The organism is Sphingopyxis sp. 2PD, from assembly GCF_005503695.1.
Taxonomy (GTDB): Bacteria; Pseudomonadota; Alphaproteobacteria; order Sphingomonadales; family Sphingomonadaceae; genus Sphingopyxis.
Genome location: NZ_SCMU01000020.1, coordinates 1 through 19,051 on the forward strand (window position 1 = coordinate 1; position 19,051 = coordinate 19,051).

Here is a 19,051-nt window from a genome sequence, read left to right on the forward strand (position 1 = left end):
CAGCTATGCCGTCACCTTTGCCGCGGTCGCCGCGAACCAGAATGACGCGGTCACCGTGCCTGCGGGTTACACCGTCGACGTGCTGCTGAAGGCCGGCGATTCAGTCGAAAGCGGCGCCCCCTACACCGGCAGTTTCCCGACCCCGGCGATCGCCGAGAAATGGGCCGGCGGCAATCATGACGGGATGGAATATTTCGCCTTTCCGGGGGTCGATGCCAACAACCGCGGCCTGTTGGCGATCAACCATGAATATCCCGATTTCAACATCCTGATGTCCGGCAGCTACAATGCCGCGACCGCGACCGCCGACCAGAAGGCGATCGCGCTGTCGGCGGTCGGGATCAGCGTCGTCGAGATCGCCAAGGGCAGCGACGGTCGCTGGGCCGTGCAGTCGGGATCGACCTATAACCGCCGCTATACCGGCAACAGCAGCTACCGCGTCGGCGGCCCCGCCGCGGGCGTCGTCGCGGGTCCGATCAAGGGCATGCTCAACAATTGCGCGAGCGGGCGCACGCCGTGGGGCACGTACCTGACCTGCGAGGAAACGACCGACAATTATCTTGACCCGACGCAGCCCGCCAACGGCTATGGCTGGGTGATCGAAATCGACCCGCGCCGCGAGCTGGCGGAGCCGACCAAACGCACCGCAATGGGCCGCTTCGATCATGAAAACGTCGCGTTCCTGGAAAACAGCGACCGCCGTACGGCCTTTTACATGGGCGACGATTCCACCCCGGGGTGCATCTATAAGTTCGTCCCCGATCGCGCCTACAGTGCCACAAACCGTGCCGCGAACACCGACCTGCTCGATTCAGGGACGCTGTACGTGGCGCGTTTCAACGGCGATGGCACCGGCGAGTGGCGCGCGCTGGTGGTGGGGCAGAACGGGCTGACCGCGGGCGCGTCCGATCCCGGCAACACGAGCCAGAGCAGCACCCCGCCCGCGCCGACTACGGTCAATTTCAACAGCCAGGCCGACGTGCTGATCAACTGCAAATCGGCGGCGCGCGTCGCGGGCGGCACCGTGATGGACCGCCCCGAGTGGATCACCGTCGCGCCCGACAACAGCGCGGTGTTCGTGACGCTGACCAACAACAGCGGCCGCCGCGTAACCAACCCGATGAACCCGCGCACGACCAACCTGCACGGCCACATCATCAAGTTCAGCGAACAGGGCAATTCGCCGCTGGCGACCAGCTTCCGCTGGGAAATCTTCCTGCTCGCGGGCGATCCGTCGCTGGCGGCGGGGGGCAGCAACCTGACCGGCAACATCAACGGTGACACCTTCTCCAGCCCCGACGGCATCGCCATCGATCCGCAAGGACGGCTTTGGGTACAGACCGATCATAGCGTCCCGGGCAATTCAGGCGTCACGGGCCGTTCGATCGATCAGGCGTTCGGGCACAATGCGATGTTCCATGTCGACCAAGTGACGAAACTGTCGAAGCGCTTCCTCGTCGGCCCGCTGGGCTGCGAAATTACGGGTCTCACCTACACGCCGGACCTACGCACCTTCTTCGTCAACATCCAGCATCCGACGGGCAACTGGCCGGTGGCGGGTCAGCAGCCGCGGTCGTCGACGATCGTCGTGCGCCGCACCGACAACCAGCCGGTCGGCGCATAGACGCACAGGCCCGTCTGTCCTTCGCGGGCAGGCGGGCCTCGCGTTATGGCGTACGCTTGGGGGGCGGCGGCGGCGATCCGTCGGGCGTCTGCGACATCAGTGTCACGCACATGGTGCGATGCACCCGATGCGTCCCGCAGGCGACCCCGGCATAACGGTGCGTTGCGCGCAGCAGGCTGTGGCGATGCCCGCGGCCGGGCACCCCGTCGTCGATCAGCAATTGCTGGACCACCCCCGCCGGGCTGTGGTGACCATAGGTGATGACTTCATTGACGTAAGGACCGCCACCGCGCGCCTTCATCCGTTCACCGGGGCCGCGCCCGCGCGTATAGTGGCCGACCGCCCCCGATCGCGACTGAACCGCGACATGATCGGCGGCGGCGGCGGCCAGCAGGTCGCTCTGCTGCAAACGCGGCAGCGGCTTTTCGCGGCGCAGGTCGCGGATGGCTTCGTCGACCGCGGCGACGCCCTCGTTGGTCATGATGTCGATTTCGCTGTCGTCGTTGGCAAGCAACAGCCGGCCATCGAAGCGCTCGCGATAATCGCGCAGGACATCGGTGTAGCCCGCGGGATCGCTGCGAAAGCGATTGAGCTCGGCAAGTACGCCGGCTTCGAAACGGCTGGGGGCAGCGCTCGCGGCAACCGCACCAAGCCCCAGCACCAGCGCGGCAGCGCCCCATCGAGATATTGTCATCATGGCGCCCGCGATAAAGCCGCAAGGCTGAACCGTTCGCAACGACAATCTGACGCGTCAAAAGCTGGCATCGCGGGCGACTTGGCGCTAGGGGCGCTGCAACCCCGACGCGCCCATCATCAGCGCGCCGGTCACACGGAGTTTTTATGGGTTTCAAATGCGGCATCGTCGGACTACCCAACGTCGGCAAGTCCACCCTGTTCAACGCGCTGACCGAAACGGCAGCGGCGCAGGCGGCCAACTATCCCTTTTGCACGATCGAGCCGAATATCGGCAATGTCGCGGTCCCCGACGACCGGCTGGAAAAGCTGGCCGCGATCGCCAGCAGCAAGAAGATCATCGCGACCCAGCTTGCCTTCGTCGACATCGCCGGACTGGTCCGTGGCGCGTCGAAGGGCGAAGGACTGGGCAACCAGTTCCTCGGCAACATCCGCGAAGTCGACGCGATCGTCCATGTGCTGCGTTGTTTCGAGGATGACGACATCCAGCATGTCGAGAACAAGGTCGATCCGGTCGCCGATGCCGAAACGGTCGAGACCGAGCTGCTGCTCGCCGACCTCGAGAGCCTGGAAAAGCGTGTCCCGGCCTTTGCCAAGAAAGCGGCGCAGGGCGACAAGGAAGCCAAGATTGCCGCGTCGGTGCTGGGCCAGGCGCTGGAGTTGCTGCGCGAAGGCAAGCCCGCGCGGCTGACCGAACCGAAGGATGACGAAGAAGCCCGGGTGCTGCGCACTGCGCAGCTGCTGACCTCGAAACCCGTGCTCTATGTCTGCAACGTCGACGAGGGCAGCGCGGCGAACGGCAATGCCTTCTCCGAAAAGGTATTCACAAAGGCCGCCGCGGAAGGCGCGCAGGCGGTCGTCGTGTCAGCGGCGATCGAAAGCGAGCTCGTCACGATGGACATGGCCGACCGGCTCGAGTTCCTCGAAGAGATGGGCCTGCACGAAACCGGCCTCGCGCGCGTCATCCGCGCCGGGTACGAGCTGCTTCACCTGATCACCTTCTTCACCGTCGGCCCGCAGGAAGCGCGCGCGTGGACCGTACATCAGGGCGCGACCGCCCCCGAAGCCGCCGGCGAGATCCACAGCGATTTCCAGAAAGGCTTCATCCGCGCTGAAACGATCGCCTATGACGATTATGTCACGCTGGGCGGCGAAGCGAAGGCGCGCGAAGCCGGCAAGCTGCGCGCCGAGGGCAAGGCCTATGTCGTCCACGACGGCGACGTGATGCATTTCCTGCATAGCTGATCCGAAGACGGCGTCGCGCCATGCGTCGCCGTCAGCCGAAGTGACGACGAAACCAGCCCCGCTTTTGCGGAATGACCGGCGGCTGCCCCGACAGCCGCACCAGATAATTGCCGAGGATCGCCGCTTGCTGCTTGGTCATGGCGAACCGAAACAGATCGGGGTCGTGCTTCCTGGCGGCTTCGGAGGATTGCACGCTTTCCAGCCGGAGCATGATGCGATCGCCCGCATCATGATGGGTCCAGCCGACCAATGCTCCAAAACTCTCGATCATCTCGCCATGCTCCCTCACGATTTTTCCGCGACCGGCGCCAACAGCACGCGATGAGTGTAACAGACCTTCAGCGGAATGTCGTCTGCGGGGTCATGAGGTGGGGGTAGCGGCAAAACCACACCCTCCCCTTCAGGGGAGGGCAGCGAGACTTACGAACTTGTTCGTTAGTCGCAGCGGGTGGGGCCATCGGCCTTACCCAAGGCCGCTGGCCCCACCCCACTACGACTAGGCAGCAAGCTGCCAAGTCTTCGTTGCCCCTCCCCTGAAGGGGATGGGCTTTTGTACGCCATCGGCCGCTCGCGTTAGTGGTACATATTCCAAAGGTCGGGAAAGGTCAGCCCAATGGCGATCCGATTTTGGTTCCCTCGATAGGCGGCACATACCGGGTCGTGGCCGCTCCCGCGATGAGTTCGCGGCGGTTGGGACGGGCAGGCGTGGGCATGGCAGAATCCTTTTCAGAGCCGATCATGCCTGAAATTTGCCGCAACGCCTAACCATGGTCAGGCTGTCCTTTAGCCCAGCGAGGCACGCCATTCTTGCAGTGCGCGCGGATTTTTGAGCCGCACCAGCTTTCCGTGATAATCGCGCAGCTTTTCTTCGGTACGCGGCCGCGGCCCGCTGTTCCATGCAAGCAGATAAAGGAAGAATGCCAGATCGAAGCGTTCGGGGCAGCCTTCGGTCATGTCGGGACGGCTGCGCCCGCGATAGGTCCAGATCCGGCGCAGCACGCGCGAAGCGCACAACCGGATCGGAAAATCGAGATAGACGACGGTGTCGGCGCGCGCCAGTCGCGCATCGAGCGTCCCGCCATAATTGCCGTCGATCAACCACCGATCCTCGCCGGTGATGGTGGCTAGCCGGGCGCGGATCTCGTCCTTGCTGCTTTCGACCCAGCCCGGACGCCAGTTGAGCTGGTCCATGTGAAAGACCGGTAGCTCGAGCAACTGGCCCAGATCGGCGGCCAGCGTCGATTTCCCGGCGCCGCAGGGACCGATGATCAGCACGCGCTGCACGATCGTCAGGCCTGCAACCGCAGCGCCAGATCGCACTGAAAGCGCACGTCATTGCCCTCGGCCAACCATGACGCCTCGGCGGCGATCGCGCCGAGCAGGTCGATCAGCGGCTCCATCTCGCTCTTGTGATAATTGCCCAGCACATGGCCGGTGACGCGGTCCTTGTGGCCGGGATGACCGATGCCGATGCGGACGCGGCGGAAATCCTCGCCGATATGCTGGATCATGCTGCGGATGCCGTTGTGGCCCGCCGCGCCGCCGCCGCGTTTGACCTTCACCTGCATCGGGATCAGGTCGAGCTCGTCGTAAAAAACGGTCACGTCGGGCGTGTCGAGTTTATAGAAATCCATCGCGGCGCGCACGCTGCGTCCGCTTTCGTTCATGAAGGTACCGGGTTTAAGCAGATGGATGCGCGTCGATCCGATGCGCCCGTCCTGGATCCAGCCCTGGAATTTCTTCACCGGGGCGGCAAAGCCATGAACATCGGCGATGACATCGGCGGCCATGAAGCCGACATTGTGGCGGTGCATCGCATATTGGGGCCCGGGATTGCCGAGGCCGACCCAGAGCTGCATCATACTGCCTTTCCCGGGTCTGGTGGAAACGCCCCTCCCGCTTGGGGGAGGGGCGCATCCGAAATGCTTAGGCTTCGTCGCCTTCGGCAGCTTCGCCTTCATCCTTCGTCGTGTCACCGTCGCTGGATTTCAGCGCCGACGGGGCGACGATGGTGGCGATGGTGAAGTCGCGGTCGGTGATCGCGCTTTCCACGCCCTTGGGCAGGGTGACGTTGCTGATGTGGATCGAGTCGCCGACGTCGAAACCGGTGACGTCGATTTCGATGTTGTCGGGAATCTTGTCCGCATCGCACACCAGTTCGAGTTCGTGGCGAACGATGTTCAGCACGCCGCCGCGCTTCAGGCCCGGCGAGGCTTCTTCGTTCTGGAACACGACCGGCACCGCGACCTGGACGGTGGCGTCCTTGGCGATGCGCAGGAAGTCGGCGTGGATCGGGCGATCCTTGACCGGATGAAACGCGACGTCCTTGGGCAGCGTGCGGATCTGCTTGCCGCCGACGTCGATCATGACGACCGAGTTCATGAAGTGACCCGTCATCAGCTGCTTCATCAGCAGCTTTTCTTCGACGTGGATCATCAGGGGTTCTTCTTTGCCGCCATAGACAACGGCGGGGACACGGCCTTCGCGACGCAGTTCACGCGAGGCTCCCTTGCCTTCCCGATCACGCGTCTCGGCCGACAGCACCAGCTGGTCGCTCATCATTTTTCTCCGAAACAGATTACACAGTCCGCCACGCCTCCAGGGATGACCATGGACGGAAGCGGCGGCGCTTAGCGGGGAAGCGCGGGAAATGCAAGCGCGGGTAGGATCGGCAAGCAGTGGACGGCGGGTATCGACCGATTGCGGCCTTCGATCCAGTCCCCGTTCGTATCGAGCGAAGTCGAGATACGCGTGGCTTGGCGTGAGCCTTCGGCGTGTCTCGACTTCGCTCGACACGAACGGAGGTAGGAGATGGTCGGGAATCCACCCCAAAAGCGGACGCTGCCGGGCCCGCCACCTCACTGCACCCGCGTCACCGTCATCCCCTCTGCCCCCAGCATCGCCGGGACACCATCCGCTCCCACCAGATGCCCCGTGCCGACCGCCATCAGCACCGTGCCCGGCTGCGCCATCCGACGTTTCGCCCAGACCGTCCAGCGCCGGTTGCGGTCGGTGATGATCGCCTTGCGTGCCGCGGGGACGGTATCGACGTCGGCGTTGATCATCTGTTCAAGCCCATCGACGTCGCCGCTACCCCACGCGGCGGTCAGCGCGTTGATCTTGCCCACCGCCCCGTCCGCGCCGGTCGCGGCGCGGGTCAGCAAGGCGCGCTGGGTCGATGCGTCGAGATTTTCGAACAGCATCAGCTGGCTCTGCGCCGATTCCAGCCCGCGGATCGGCTTGTCCGCGGCTGCGAAAATTTCGGTCAGTCCCTTTTCGACCCCCGCGGCGGGTGACAGGTCGGCGGCGCGCGCGGCGCGCTGTCCGATCAGGATCATGATCGCCCAATCGTCGAGCTTTTCGCCGCCGAACGAGCCGCCGCTCGCTTCGAGCGCGCGGTAGCGCGCAAGCGCTGCGCCGGAAAGCCGCGCTTCGATTGGCAGGGACGCGGCGCGCGGCGCCAGCCTCTGGAACATGGTGCCCGCCGCCGCCAGTTCGCGCGGCGATAATTCCATGATCAGCTCGTCGGCCGACGCAATCGCTTGCCCGACCGCGCCGTCATCCCAGTCGGTCCCGCGGGGCAGCGCGTGCATCGTGCCGAGCATGTAAATTCGGGTATCGGCATCCGCGACCAGCCACATTGCCGGCTTTGCCTTCGGCGCCGGGTCGGCAGGGGCGCATCCCGCCAGCAGCAACGGCAAAAGGGCCGCCGCAACGCGGCGACCCCAATGTCGGGACAGAGGCGCGGCAGGGCTCAATATTCGACCCGCGTCGCGGTCAGCCCCTGTGCCTTCAGATAATCCTGCACGCTCTTTTCGCCCGCCAGATGTCCCGCGCCGACCGCGATGAACACCGTGCCCGGCTTGTCGAGCCGCGTCTTGATCTGGTCGGCCCAGCGCGCGTTGCGATCATAGAGCAGCGTCTTGGCGAGTTCGGGGGTCGCCGCCATGCTTTCGTTCATCGCGACCGCCAGCCCGTCGGGATCGCCCTTGGCCCACAGCGCGACCATCTTGTCGAGCATCGGCCCCAGCTTATCCATATCTCGGACCACGGTATTCAGGAATGCGACCTGTTGGGTGTCGGGCAGCTGGTCGAAGAAGCCGAGCTGTTCTTCGAGCGTTTCGAGGCCCGATACCGGCTTCGCATCGGCCTTGGCAAATTTGGTGAGCAGCTTTTCGGCCCCCTGTTCGGGGTCGTAGCCAAGCTTGGTCAGCGGCAACACCGACAGCGTCATCGCCGGGAACCAGGGTTCGAAGGTATCGAACGCATTGGCGGGCAGGCCGACACTGACGATCGCCGCCTGATAAGCCTTGAGCTGGTCGGCGGTCAGGCGCGACGGGATGGTCTTGCCGCTCTGGTCCATCGCCAGCGGCATCATTGTCCTGGCGACCGCATTCTGGTCCTCGGGCATGACGATTTCCAGCATCATCTCGTCCGATTTGTCGAACGCGTCCTTTACCGCTTCGTCGAACCAGCTGAGGCCGGGCTTCAGCACATGGACGGTGCCGAACAGATAGATCGTCGTGTCCTCATCCTTGACCACCCACAGCGCGGGGTCGGCATCGGTCAGCGCGGTCGCGGCGGCGGCAACCGGTGCGGGTTCGGCGGCGATGGCGACATTGCCGCCGGGCAGCACGGCGCATTGCGCGAAGGGGATGACGGCGCAGGTGGCGGCGAGCGTCTTGAACCATTTTTTCACGGGGGAATATCCTTTCATTATTGGCCCTTATGACCGGATGTGATGGGGAAGGGGAGAGCGAAAAGGGTCAGCGAAACTTGAACCAGAAATAGAATAGTGCATTGGCGGTCAGCGACAGGGCGAACAGCGGCATCGCCTCGACCGGGGGCGCCAGATCGGCGCGCCACAGCACCCACCAGACGGGGCAGGGGAAAACAAAGGCGTAAAAGCCGGCAAGCCCGCCCAAATGATAGGCCCGCCGCTCATGGTCATCGACCGTGCGGTGATAGAGGACCAGCGCGATCGTCAGACCGACCACCCACATCACCGACAGGCCGATCGCAACCGTCGGTGTCAACGCGGCATTGCTGAACAATCCCTCGGGTCCGTTCGTCCCCGATTGCATCACCATGGCCGCGACGAAGCCCAGCGCTCCCGACAGGGTCAGGCTGACCCAGTACAGGCGCTTGCGCGGCGACCAGCTGCGGAACCAGTCGGCGTAGCGGCGGACGTAATAGGCGAATGCAAGACCGCCGATCAGGATCGCGACGACGGGACCGATCCAGGGGGCCAGCACGGCATCGCCATTTTCGGCCGCCGCCTGATTGTAACCGGCAAAGCCGCCCGCCAGCATCGCGGTGCCGAGGCCGATCGCGATCGGCCAGACCATGCTGGGCGCGCGGCGCTTTTGCGGTTCAATGTCCATCATCTTGTCCCTCATGGCCATCGTCGAAAATTTCCTCGATCGGCATCGCGAACAGCCGCGCCAGCTTGAATGCGAGCGGCAGCGACGGGTCGTATTTCCCCGTTTCGATCGCGTTGACCGCCTGCCGCGATACGTCGAGCCGGTCGGCCAGTTCGGCCTGGCTCCAGTTCCGCATCGCGCGCAGCACCTTCAGCTGGTTGTTCATCGGCAATCCGTCATGCGTCCCTGACCGTATGTCAGGTGTTATTGACTAAATGACATGATTCGCTGACTGTGTCAACAACAGCTTACATTCGCCGTCGGATGTCGCATTACGCGGCACTTTCGCCGACATCCGCGCGCCCGTCGCCCTTGACCCTGCGACCCCGCTGCGCCAAGGGCGGCAGCAGTTGTTGCACCTGCGAAAGAGCGGACAGTGGCCGACGCGGCGGAGACGAAACCCTTAAGCTTTCAGGACATGATCCTGACGCTCCACAATTATTGGAGCGCGCGCGGCTGCGCGATCTTGCAGCCCTATGACATGCGGGTCGGGGCAGGGACGTTCCACCCGGCGACTACCTTGCGTTCGCTCGGCCCCGTGCCGTGGAACGTCGCCTATGTCCAGCCGAGCCGCCGCCCGACCGATGGCCGCTATGGCGAGAACCCGAACCGGCTCCAGCATTATTACCAGTATCAGGTCATCCTGAAGCCGTCGCCCGCCGACCTGCAGGAGCAGTATCTCGGCTCGCTCGCCGCGATCGGCATCGACCCGCTGCTCCACGACATCCGCTTTGTCGAGGACGACTGGGAATCGCCGACGCTCGGCGCGTGGGGGCTGGGCTGGGAAGTCTGGTGCGACGGAATGGAAGTCACCCAGTTCACCTATTTTCAGCAGATGGGGGGCTTCGACTGCAAGCCCGTCGCGGGCGAGCTCACCTACGGCCTCGAACGCCTCGCCATGTATATCCAGAATGTCGACAATGTGTACGACCTGCGTTTTTCGGACGCGGTCGGCGATGTCGCGGCGGTGAGCTATGGCGACGTGTTCCTTGAAAACGAGCGTCAATTCTCGAAATGGAATTTCGAGGTTGCCGATACCGACACCTTATTCGCCGGCTTCAAGGCCGCCGAGGCCGAATGCCAGCGCGCGATCGCGGCGAATGTGCCTTTGGCCGCCTATGATCAGGCGATCGAGGCGAGCCACCTGTTCAACCTACTTCAGGCGCGCGGCGTCATCAGCGTGCAGGAACGCGCCAACTACATGGCGCGCGTCCGCGACCTCGCGAAGGGCAGCTGCAAGGCGTGGATCGACAGCCAGTCCGAGCGCTGGACCGAAAAATATCCGGGGTGGACGCTGTGATGGCCGATCGTTGTTTCGCCGCCCTCTTCTCCGTTCGTGTCGAGCGAAGTCGAGACACGCAGCGGTCTAGCGCTATCCTCTGGGGCACCTCGACTTCGCTCGATGCGAGCGGGGTTTGGGGTTCGGAGGATTTGCTGTGACCGACTTTCTTCTCGAACTGCGCAGCGAGGAAATTCCGGCCCGGATGCAGGCCGGCGCGCGCGCCGAACTCGAAAAGCTGTTCCGCGCGCAACTTAGCGCCGCGGGTCTCGAAGCGGGCGACCTCACCATCTGGTCGACGCCGCGCCGGCTCGCGCTGATCGCCAAGGGCCTGCCCGAGGCGACCGCTGCGGTCAGCGAGGAACTCAAAGGCCCGCGCAGCAGCGCGCCGCCGCAGGCGCTCGAAGGCTTCCTCCGCAAGACCGGCCTGACGCAGGATCAGCTCGAAGACCGCGACGGCGTCTGGTTCGCCGTGATCGACAAGCCCGGCCGCCCCACGTCTCATGTCCTTACCGATACGATCGCGCATATCGTTCGGCATATGCCGTGGCCCAAGTCGATGCGATGGGGCAAGGAAAGCGCGAGCAGCGAAAGCGCCCGCTGGGTGCGTCCGCTGTCCGGTATCGTCGCTATTTTTGGCGAAGAGCTGGTTCCCTGCAAGATAGCCGGCGTCGAGGCCGGTTTCGCAACGCGCGGCCACCGCTTCCATTGTCCGGGCGAGATCACCATCGGTTCGGCATCGGACTATGCCGAGAAATTGCGCGCGTGCCATGTCATCGTCGACCATGAGGAGCGGCAGGCGATCATTCGCGACGGCGCCGCCAAGGCCGCGGCCGATGCCGGGTTGAGCCTCGTCGAGGACGAGGGGCTGGTGATCGAGAATGCCGGTCTCACCGAATGGCCGGTGCCGTTGCTCGGCCGCTTCGACGAAGCGTTCCTCGAAGTGCCGCCCGAGGTCATCCAGCTCACCGCGCGCGTGAACCAGAAATACTTCGTCGTGAACGGCGCCGACGGCAAGCTTGCGAACGGCTTCGTCTGCACCGCGAATATCGACGCGAGGGATGGCGGCGCAGAGATCGTCGCGGGCAACCGAAAGGTGCTCGCGGCGCGATTGTCGGATGCCCGCTTCTTCTGGGAACAGGATCAGAAGAAAGCGCTCGCGCAGCATGCCGAGAAACTGGCGAACATCACATTTCACGAAAAGCTGGGCACCGTCGCCGACAAGGTCGAACGCGTCGCGAAGCTCGCCGAATGGCTTGCAAGCGAAGGCATCGTCCCGAACTGCGACCCCGCGCTGGCGCGGCAGGCCGCGGAACTGGCGAAGGCCGATCTCGTTACCGAAATGGTTGGCGAATTCCCCGAACTCCAAGGCCTGATGGGCGGCTACTACGCCCGCGCCGAAGGCCTGCCCGACGCGGTCGCTGACGCGATCCGCGATCATTACAAGCCGGTCGGGCAGGGCGATGATGTTCCTACCGCGCCGGTGACGGTGGCTGTGGCGTTGGCGGATAAGCTGGATACGCTTTTTGGTTTCTTCCGTGAAGATATGTTCCCGACAGGATCGAAGGACCCGTTCGCTCTCAGGCGTGCAGGCATTTCTTCCCTGCGTCTAATTTTGCAAAACGGGCTGAAGCTGTCGACTGACGCTGCTGCGACGCAATGGCTTGGCCAAAGCGATCCGACTGCCCGATTGAGCGAAAAGGAGATCGCCGATCGCAAAATTCTGACAACGATTCCGGACTTCTTGACGGAGCGTTTGGCAGTTCAATTGCGTGAAACTGGCGTGTCGGCAGATGTGGTGCAAGCTTCGCGCGAATGGAACAGTCGAGATGACACTCGGCTTGATCGCACGGAAACTCGCGCTCGCGATTTGCAAGCATTCTTGGCGACCGAAGACGGCACCAATCTGCTGGCGGGCTACAAGCGCGCGGCGAACATCCTGAAGCAGGCGGGCGAGGTGAGCGGCAACGGCGCTGCGACGCCGCCGACCGACGCGGACGCCGCCTTGCTTGCCGCGCTCGACACCGCCGAACCCGCCGCCTCCGCCGCGGTCGCCGAGGAGCGCTTCACCGACGCCATGGCCGCGCTCGCGTCGCTGCGCGCGCCGATCGATGCGTTTTTCGATGGCGTGATGGTCAACGACCCCGACGAAGCGGTCCGCGCCTATCGGCTCGGGCTGCTCGCCCGATTTACCGGCGCGGTGCATGGCGTCGCTGATTTTTCGAAGATCGAGGGCTGACGCTGCGGCTATGCGCCGCTTCTTATATCGCGCGAAGTAAATCTGAATCGACGACAGGACTTCTCAACCCTATCCAGCCGCAACCTCCTCCCCGGGGCAGCAGGAGCATATGATGACGAAGATGGTGCATTTGTTCGGCGGCGCGGCCACGACGGCCGAGCGTTCGAAGGAATTGCTGGGTGGCAAGGGGTCGAACCTGGCCGAAATGGCCTCGATCGGCCTGCCGGTCCCGCCGGGCTTTACGATCACCACCGACGTCTGCACCGCCTATTACGCCAATGGCGAGCAATATCCGGCGGGCCTCGTCGAGGATGTCGCCGCGGGCATCGCGCATATCGAAGGAATCACCGGCAAGAAGTTCGGCGACCCCGCCGACCCGCTGCTCGTCTCGGTCCGTTCGGGCGCGCGCGTGTCGATGCCGGGGATGATGGACACCGTTCTCAATCTCGGGCTCAACGACCGGACCGTCGTCGGCCTGTCCGAAGCTTCGGGCGACCCGCGTTTCGCGTGGGACAGCTATCGCCGCTTTGTCCAGATGTACGCCGACGTCGTCATGGGGCTGGACCATGCCGAGTTCGAGGAAGCGCTGGAAATCGCAAAGGAAGACAAGGGCTTCTATCTCGATACCGAAATGTCGGCTGAAGACTGGCAGGCGCTGGTCAAGCAATATCAGGCGATCGTCGAGCGCGAGACTGGCGCGCCTTTCCCGCAAGAGCCGAAGGATCAGCTGTGGGGCGCGGTCGGCGCGGTCTTCGCGAGCTGGGAAAGCGACCGCGCGAAAGTCTATCGCCGCCTCAATTCGATCCCCGCCGAATGGGGCACCGCGGTCAATGTGCAGGCGATGGTGTTCGGCAATATGGGCGACACGTCGGCGACCGGCGTGGCCTTCACGCGCGACCCCGCGACGGGCGAGCGCGCCTGGTACGGCGAATGGCTGATCAATGCGCAGGGCGAGGACGTCGTCGCGGGCATCCGCACGCCGCAATATCTGACGCTCGCCGCGCGCGAAAAGGCGGGTGCCAAGCCGCTGTCGATGGAAGAGGCGATGCCGGAGACCTTCGAGGAACTCGGCCGCGTCTTTGACACACTTGAGACGCATTACCGCGACATGCAGGATATCGAGTTCACCGTCGAACGCGGGACGCTGTGGATGTTGCAAACGCGTTCGGGCAAGCGCACCGCGAAGGCGGCGCTGCGCATCGCGGTCGAAATGGCGGCTGAGGGGCTGATTTCGGAAGAGGAAGCCGTCGGCCGTGTCGATCCCGGCGCGCTCGACCAGCTGCTCCACCCGACACTCGATCCCAAGGCGCCGCGCGACGTGCTGACCAAGGGGCTGCCTGCCAGCCCCGGCGCGGCGTCGGGCAAGATCATGTTCACCGCTGACGATGCGGAAAAGGCGGCCGAAATGGGCGAGGCGGTGATCCTCGTCCGCGTCGAAACCAGCCCCGAGGACATCCACGGCATGCACGCCGCGAAGGGCATTTTGACCGCGCGCGGCGGGATGACGAGCCATGCGGCGGTGGTCGCGCGCGGCATGGGGCGCCCCTGCGTCTCGGGCGCCGGCGGGCTTTCGATCGACGGCAATGCGCGCGTGCTGCGCGTCGGCGGGCGCGAGCTGCGCGAAGGCGACATATTGACGCTCGACGGTTCGACCGGCGAAGTGATGGCGGGCGAGGTGCCGACACTGCTCCCCGAACTCGTCGGCGATTTCGGCACGCTGATGGGCTGGGCCGACAAGGTGCGCCGGATGAAGGTGCGCGCCAACGCCGAAACCCCGGCGGACGCACAGGTTGCGCGCGATTTCGGCGCCGAGGGCATCGGGCTGTGCCGCACCGAGCATATGTTCTTCGACGCCGCGCGCATCACCGCGGTGCGCGAGATGATCCTCGCCGACAGCGAGGACGGCCGCCGCGCCGCGCTCGCCAAGCTGCTCCCCGAACAGCGCGGCGATTTTGCCGCGATCTTCGGGGTGATGGCGGGGCTGCCGGTGACGATCCGTCTGCTCGACCCGCCGCTCCACGAATTCCTGCCGACGCGCGAAGAGGATTTTTCCGACGTCGCCGCTGCTGCGGGCGTGGGTATCGAGGCATTGAAGGCGCGGGCGAACGAGCTGCATGAATTCAACCCGATGCTCGGCCATCGCGGTTGCCGCCTGGGTGTCACCTACCCCGAAATCTACGAGATGCAGGCGCGCGCAATTTTCGAGGCCGCGTGCGACGTCGCCGCGACCACCGGCGCCGCGCCGATCCCCGAGGTGATGATCCCGCTCGTCGCGACGCGCCGCGAATTCGACCTCATGAAGGCGGTCGTCGACGCGCAGGCGAAGGCGGTGTTCGCCGAGAAGGGGCGTGAGATCGCCTATCTTGTCGGGACGATGATCGAACTGCCACGCGCCGCGCTGATGGCGGGCGAGATCGCCGAGAGCGCCGAGTTCTTCAGCTTCGGTACCAACGATCTTACCCAGACGACGATCGGCATCAGCCGCGACGACGCTGGCCGCTTCCTGACGCAATATGTCGACAAGGGCATCTTCCTGACCGACCCGTTCGTCAGCCTCGATGTCGAGGGCGTCGGGCAGCTGATCGAGATCGCGGCCGATCGTGGACGTGCGACGCGCCCGAACGTCAAGCTCGGCATTTGCGGCGAGCATGGCGGCGACGCGCCGAGCATCCATTTCTGCGAGAAAACCGGCCTCGACTATGTCAGCGCCTCGCCCTACCGTGTGCCGATCGCACGCCTGGCGGCAGCCCAGGCGGCGTTAAAGAGGGGCTGATATCATCACCGGAGCCCTGAGCCTGTCGAAGGGCGCATCTCGGTGAAGCGCCCTTCGACAGGCTCAGGGCTACGGTCGGGGGCAGGGGGAACGCGCGCATGAAAAGCTGGCACCGCTATACGATCACCCTGTTAGGCGGATTGGCGGTGGGGCTCGGCGCGGCCTGGGCGCTGACCAACGGCGGCCTTGGCGACGGCGCAATCAGGAACGGCCCGTGGACGACTTCGCTTGGCTATGGGACAAAGGCGACCGATCCGCTGACGCGCGCGATGGTCGCGCGCTCGGGGCTGCTCGCGCTGCCCGCCAGGGAAACGATCTACTGGATGGCGAAAACCGACGCGAGCGGCGCGCCGCTTGACGGCAATTGCCGTTACAGCCTGTCGGGTACCCCGCTCGATGCGCGGTGGTGGAGCGTGACGGTCTATAACGATACGGGCTATCTGGTTGATAATCCGGCGGGGGTCTGGTCGGTCAACGGCGCCAATGTCGCACTCGATGCGAAGGGCGCGTGGCGCGTCGTCATTTCGCCTGACAAACCCGCCGATGCGGCCTGGTTGCCCGGGATCAAGGGCGAACCGTTCCAGTTAACCCTGCGCATGTACAATCCCGGGGCGGCGTTTCGTGCCGACCCGGCGAAAGCGGCGCTGCCGAAAATCGTGAAGGAGGGCTGCTGAGATGCGCAACTGGCTCGGTCCGCTCGCCTTTGGCCTTATCCTTGCCGCGGTCTCCACGTGGGCGGCAATCGGCGCGATCCCCTATGGCCTGATGAACGTCGCGATGGAGCGGCTGGGGCAGGGCGGGATCAACACGATGTCGCACGGCAATTTGGCAACCCCCGCGCGCCAGCCGGTCGTGCGGCCCAGCCCGGATCTTGCTTATTCCAGTTGTCCTTACGATCTGTCGGGGGGACCGCTGGCGATCGACGTCACCCCCGTTCCCGGTCGCTACAGCTCGCTGAGCATCTTTGATGCCGCGACCGATGTCATCTTTGTGCGCAACGATGTCGAAGCACAGGGCAAGCCGTTCCGAATCGTCGTGGCGCGCGATGGGCAGGCGGTGCCGGCGGGCGCCGAAGTGGTCCGCACGACCCATGATCGCGGTATCGCGCTCGTTCGTCTGCTTTTGAAAGATCCCAAGGAAATCGGCGGCCTGAACGCGGTCCGGCGTCAATCGACCTGTGCGACGGTCACAAAGCTGAAATAGGGGGTTGCGCCCCTGCGCCGCGCCCCTTAAAGGCGCCTCTCCACGCACCCGTAGCTCAGCTGGATAGAGCACCAGACTACGAATCTGGGGGTCGGACGTTCGAATCGTTCCGGGTGCGCCATTTCCCACCATCGCCCTTCATCCTGCAGCAGAGCGCGGAAGATTCCGCTGGCCTCGCGCGGCGAAAATCGGCAGCAAGACGGTATGGTCGCGCGTCCCGTCCTTGGTATTATCGCCTGCAACCGCACCGTCGGGGTCGAGACGGCGCAGGCGGTGATGAACCGCTATGCGACCGCGGCGATGCAATATGCCGACTGCGCGGCATTGATCATTCCCTCGCTCCCCGATTTCATGCGCGCCGACGAGGTTGTGGGGCGGCTAGACGGGGTGCTGCTGACCGGAACCCCGTCGAATGTCGAGCCGGCGCGCTATGGCGATGCGGGGGCGGGCGAGGGGCCGTTCGATCCTGACCGTGACCGGATGATGATCGAGCTGGTCGACGCGGTCATCGCGGCGCAGCGGCCGCTGTTCGGTATTTGCCGGGGGTTTCAGGAAATCAATGTCGCGCTGGGCGGCACGCTGCGCCGCGATACGTCGGCGAGCGAGGATCTGCTGACGCATCATGCGCCCGACGGCGTCAGTTTCGACGGTATGTTCGAGCATCGGCACGCGGTCGAGCTGGCCGACGACGGCCTGCTTGCCGCCGCTTACGGCAAGGCGTCGATCGACGTCAATTCGGTCCATTATCAAGGCGTCGGTGAACTCGCGGACGGTTTGCGGGTCGAAGCGCGCGCGCCTGACGGGCTGGTCGAGGCCTATAGCGCCCGCCCGAACGGCGCGCCGCTGCTCGCGGTGCAGTGGCATCCAGAATGGGCGACCGACGACAATGCCGACAGTCAGACCTATTTCCGCCTGCTCGGCCGCGCGTTAAGAGGCGAATTATGAACCGCCGCGTCACCCGCTACGATCGCTACCTCGCGCGCATCAGCTTTTCGCCCTGATCGGGGGATTCCCCTCCCGCCTGCGGGAGGGTTTGGGGGTGGGGTGAGCCGCAGGCGAACTTCTGCCCTCTCGCCCTCAGGACGCGCTTTGCGCGTACCCACCCCTAGCCCCTCCCTGGAAGGGAGGGGTATTTCAGGAACAAAAACATGCCCCGCAATCACGACATCGCCGAACTCAAGCGCCTCGACGTCGCGCACCACTTGCCCGCCCAGGCCGACTGGGCCGAGATCGAAAAACTTGGCGGCAGCCGCATCATCACCCATGCCGAGGGCTGTTACATCCACGACGGCGACGGCCACCGCATCCTCGACGGGATGGCGGGGCTGTGGTGCGTCAATGTCGGCTATGGCCGCGAGGAACTGGTCGAGGCGGCGGCAGCGCAGATGCGTGAGCTGCCGTTCTACAACACCTTCTTCAAGACCGCGACGCCGCCGACAGTGACGCTGGCGGCAAAGATCGCCTCGCTCACCGGCAATCGCCTGCCGCACGTGTTTTTCAACGCCTCGGGCAGCGAGGCGAACGACACGGTGTTTCGCATGGTGCGCCACTATTGGAAGCTGAAGGGCGAGCCGAAGCGCACCATCTTTATCAGCCGCTGGAACGCCTATCATGGCTCGACCGTCGCGGGCGTCTCGCTGGGCGGCATGAAGGCTATGCACGCGCAAGGCGACCTGCCGATCGCCGGGGTCGAACATGTCCGCCAGCCCTATGCCTTTAACGAAGGGCAGGGGATGAGCGAGGAGGCGTTCTGCGACGCCTGCGTACAGGCGATCGAGGACAAGATTCTGGAGGTCGGACCCGAAAATTGCGCCGCCTTCATCGGCGAGCCGGTGCAGGGTGCGGGCGGGGTGATCATCCCGCCCAAGGGCTATTGGCCGAAGGTCGAGGCGGTGGCGCGCAAATATGGTTTGCTGATCGTCGCCGACGAGGTCATCTGCGGCTTCGGGCGTACGGGGAAGATGTGGGGGCATGAGACGATGGGCTTCACCCCCGACCTGATGCCGATGGCGAAGGGGCTGTCGTCGGGTTACCTGCCGATTTCAGCGACCGCGGTCGCGGCGCACGTCGTTGAGGTGCTGAAGACCGGCGGCGATTTCGTGCACGGCTTCACCTATTCGGGCCATCCGGTTGCGGCGGCTGTCGCGCTCAAGAATATCGAGATTATCGAGCGCGAGGGGCTGGTCGAGCGCACCGGCAGCGTCACCGGCCCGCATCTGGCGAAGGCACTCGCGACCCTGAACGACCATCCGCTTGTCGGCGAGGCGCGCTCGATCGGGCTGCTCGGAGCGATCGAGATTGTCGCCGACAAGGCGACGCGGGCGCGGTTCGGCGGGGCCGAGGGCACCGCGGGGCCGATGACGCGCGATGCGTGTATTGCGAACGGCTTGATGGTGCGCGGCATCCGCGACAGTTTGGTGATGTGCCCGCCGCTGGTGATTTCGACCGAGCAGATCGACGATATGGTTGCCATCATCCGCGAATCGCTGGATGAGGTGCTGCCCAAGCTGCGGGCGCTCTAGCGCGTTCTCGAGTTCCGTTCGTGTCGAGGGAAGTCGAGCGCAAACTTATC

18 protein-coding genes and 1 tRNA gene are annotated in these 19,051 nt (G+C 64.7%); 10 read left to right on the forward strand and 9 right to left on the reverse strand.

Annotation, left to right across the window (positions count from 1 at the left end; translation table 11 throughout):
* The coding region (locus FFS18_RS12755; RefSeq protein ID WP_137871113.1) for a PhoX family protein at nucleotides 1-1,624 on the forward strand (1,624 nt) is incomplete at its 5' end.
* Between the two features lie 43 nt (nucleotides 1,625-1,667).
* On the opposite strand, the gene FFS18_RS12760 is transcribed toward FFS18_RS12755, so the two are convergent.
* On the reverse strand, nucleotides 1,668-2,321 hold the full coding sequence (locus tag FFS18_RS12760) for a CAP domain-containing protein (RefSeq protein WP_137871114.1): 654 nt from the start codon (nucleotides 2,319-2,321) through the stop codon (nucleotides 1,668-1,670).
* A 143-nt stretch (nucleotides 2,322-2,464) separates the two neighbouring features.
* Here FFS18_RS12760 and ychF point away from each other — a divergent pair, with 143 nt between their 5' ends.
* Nucleotides 2,465-3,562, forward strand: a complete 1,098-nt coding sequence (gene ychF / locus FFS18_RS12765; RefSeq protein ID WP_137871115.1) for a redox-regulated ATPase YchF — start codon at nucleotides 2,465-2,467, stop codon at nucleotides 3,560-3,562.
* A 31-nt stretch (nucleotides 3,563-3,593) separates the two neighbouring features.
* On the opposite strand, the gene FFS18_RS12770 is transcribed toward ychF, so the two are convergent.
* The 8 genes from FFS18_RS12770 to FFS18_RS12805 all read right to left on the reverse strand — a co-directional run bounded on the left by FFS18_RS12770 (nucleotide 3,594) and on the right by FFS18_RS12805 (nucleotide 9,151).
* Nucleotides 3,594-3,833, reverse strand: coding sequence for a hypothetical protein (locus FFS18_RS12770; protein WP_137871116.1), 240 nt, complete (start codon nucleotides 3,831-3,833; stop codon nucleotides 3,594-3,596).
* 512 nt (nucleotides 3,834-4,345) lie between these two features.
* Nucleotides 4,346-4,882, reverse strand: coding sequence for a P-loop NTPase family protein (locus FFS18_RS12775; RefSeq protein WP_249340395.1), 537 nt, complete (start codon nucleotides 4,880-4,882; stop codon nucleotides 4,346-4,348).
* Nucleotides 4,852-5,421 (reverse strand): aminoacyl-tRNA hydrolase, encoded by a 570-nt coding sequence (pth, locus tag FFS18_RS12780; protein WP_137871147.1) that lies wholly within the window; start codon nucleotides 5,419-5,421, stop codon nucleotides 4,852-4,854. The genes FFS18_RS12775 and pth overlap by 31 nt, the downstream gene beginning before the upstream one ends.
* A gap of 67 nt (nucleotides 5,422-5,488) precedes the next feature.
* Nucleotides 5,489-6,121, reverse strand: coding sequence for a 50S ribosomal protein L25/general stress protein Ctc (locus FFS18_RS12785; protein WP_137871117.1), 633 nt, complete (start codon nucleotides 6,119-6,121; stop codon nucleotides 5,489-5,491).
* A gap of 299 nt (nucleotides 6,122-6,420) precedes the next feature.
* The gene (locus tag FFS18_RS12790) at nucleotides 6,421-7,263 is read right to left on the reverse strand and encodes a TraB/GumN family protein (RefSeq protein WP_249340396.1); all 843 of its coding nucleotides are present in this window, start codon (nucleotides 7,261-7,263) and stop codon (nucleotides 6,421-6,423) included.
* Between the two features lie 53 nt (nucleotides 7,264-7,316).
* Nucleotides 7,317-8,261, reverse strand: a complete 945-nt coding sequence (locus tag FFS18_RS12795; RefSeq protein WP_137871118.1) for a TraB/GumN family protein — start codon at nucleotides 8,259-8,261, stop codon at nucleotides 7,317-7,319.
* A gap of 67 nt (nucleotides 8,262-8,328) precedes the next feature.
* Nucleotides 8,329-8,949, reverse strand: a complete 621-nt coding sequence (locus FFS18_RS12800) for a hypothetical protein (RefSeq protein WP_249340397.1) — start codon at nucleotides 8,947-8,949, stop codon at nucleotides 8,329-8,331.
* Complete coding sequence (locus tag FFS18_RS12805; RefSeq protein WP_120216601.1) at nucleotides 8,936-9,151, reverse strand: helix-turn-helix transcriptional regulator; 216 nt, start codon at nucleotides 9,149-9,151, stop codon at nucleotides 8,936-8,938. Before FFS18_RS12805 ends, FFS18_RS12800 begins: the two co-directional genes overlap by 14 nt.
* A gap of 252 nt (nucleotides 9,152-9,403) precedes the next feature.
* Here FFS18_RS12805 and FFS18_RS12810 point away from each other — a divergent pair, with 252 nt between their 5' ends.
* The 8 genes from FFS18_RS12810 (at nucleotide 9,404) to FFS18_RS12845 (ending at nucleotide 19,001) form a co-directional block, all read left to right on the forward strand.
* Nucleotides 9,404-10,285, forward strand: a complete 882-nt coding sequence (locus FFS18_RS12810) for a glycine--tRNA ligase subunit alpha (RefSeq protein WP_137871150.1) — start codon at nucleotides 9,404-9,406, stop codon at nucleotides 10,283-10,285.
* Between the two features lie 136 nt (nucleotides 10,286-10,421).
* Complete coding sequence (glyS, locus tag FFS18_RS12815) at nucleotides 10,422-12,503, forward strand: glycine--tRNA ligase subunit beta (RefSeq protein ID WP_137871119.1); 2,082 nt, start codon at nucleotides 10,422-10,424, stop codon at nucleotides 12,501-12,503.
* Nucleotides 12,504-12,615: 112 nt separating this feature from the next.
* The gene (ppdK, locus tag FFS18_RS12820) at nucleotides 12,616-15,276 is read left to right on the forward strand and encodes a pyruvate, phosphate dikinase (protein ID WP_137871120.1); all 2,661 of its coding nucleotides are present in this window, start codon (nucleotides 12,616-12,618) and stop codon (nucleotides 15,274-15,276) included.
* Between the two features lie 98 nt (nucleotides 15,277-15,374).
* Nucleotides 15,375-15,950 (forward strand): DUF1214 domain-containing protein, encoded by a 576-nt coding sequence (locus FFS18_RS12825; RefSeq protein ID WP_137871121.1) that lies wholly within the window; start codon nucleotides 15,375-15,377, stop codon nucleotides 15,948-15,950.
* A 1-nt stretch (nucleotide 15,951) separates the two neighbouring features.
* Nucleotides 15,952-16,479, forward strand: coding sequence for a DUF1254 domain-containing protein (locus FFS18_RS12830; RefSeq protein WP_137871122.1), 528 nt, complete (start codon nucleotides 15,952-15,954; stop codon nucleotides 16,477-16,479).
* Nucleotides 16,480-16,523: 44 nt separating this feature from the next.
* Nucleotides 16,524-16,600 (forward strand) — tRNA-Arg (locus tag FFS18_RS12835).
* A gap of 83 nt (nucleotides 16,601-16,683) precedes the next feature.
* Nucleotides 16,684-17,424, forward strand: coding sequence for a gamma-glutamyl-gamma-aminobutyrate hydrolase family protein (locus FFS18_RS12840; RefSeq protein WP_137871123.1), 741 nt, complete (start codon nucleotides 16,684-16,686; stop codon nucleotides 17,422-17,424).
* 203 nt (nucleotides 17,425-17,627) lie between these two features.
* Nucleotides 17,628-19,001: an aspartate aminotransferase family protein gene (locus FFS18_RS12845; RefSeq protein WP_137871124.1), complete on the forward strand. Its 1,374-nt coding sequence runs from the start codon at nucleotides 17,628-17,630 to the stop codon at nucleotides 18,999-19,001.
* Nucleotides 19,002-19,051: the final 50 nt, after the last annotated feature.

Bases quoted from the DNA above. Each gene is read 5' to 3' on its own strand.
- FFS18_RS12845 (WP_137871124.1), top strand. From the start codon at position 17,628: ATGCCCCGCAATCACGACATCGCCGAACTCAAGCGCCTCGACGTCGCG.
- ychF (WP_137871115.1), top strand. From the start codon at position 2,465: ATGGGTTTCAAATGCGGCATCGTCGGACTACCCAACGTCGGCAAGTCC.
- FFS18_RS12770 (WP_137871116.1), bottom strand. From the start codon at position 3,833: ATGATCGAGAGTTTTGGAGCATTGGTCGGCTGGACCCATCATGATGCG.
- FFS18_RS12805 (WP_120216601.1), bottom strand. From the start codon at position 9,151: ATGAACAACCAGCTGAAGGTGCTGCGCGCGATGCGGAACTGGAGCCAG.
- pth (WP_137871147.1), bottom strand. From the start codon at position 5,421: ATGCAGCTCTGGGTCGGCCTCGGCAATCCCGGGCCCCAATATGCGATG.
- FFS18_RS12840 (WP_137871123.1), top strand. From the start codon at position 16,684: ATGGTCGCGCGTCCCGTCCTTGGTATTATCGCCTGCAACCGCACCGTC.
- ppdK (WP_137871120.1), top strand. From the start codon at position 12,616: ATGACGAAGATGGTGCATTTGTTCGGCGGCGCGGCCACGACGGCCGAG.
- FFS18_RS12800 (WP_249340397.1), bottom strand. From the start codon at position 8,949: ATGATGGACATTGAACCGCAAAAGCGCCGCGCGCCCAGCATGGTCTGG.
- FFS18_RS12810 (WP_137871150.1), top strand. From the start codon at position 9,404: ATGATCCTGACGCTCCACAATTATTGGAGCGCGCGCGGCTGCGCGATC.
- FFS18_RS12825 (WP_137871121.1), top strand. From the start codon at position 15,375: ATGAAAAGCTGGCACCGCTATACGATCACCCTGTTAGGCGGATTGGCG.
- FFS18_RS12760 (WP_137871114.1), bottom strand. From the start codon at position 2,321: ATGATGACAATATCTCGATGGGGCGCTGCCGCGCTGGTGCTGGGGCTT.
- FFS18_RS12830 (WP_137871122.1), top strand. From the start codon at position 15,952: ATGCGCAACTGGCTCGGTCCGCTCGCCTTTGGCCTTATCCTTGCCGCG.
- FFS18_RS12785 (WP_137871117.1), bottom strand. From the start codon at position 6,121: ATGAGCGACCAGCTGGTGCTGTCGGCCGAGACGCGTGATCGGGAAGGC.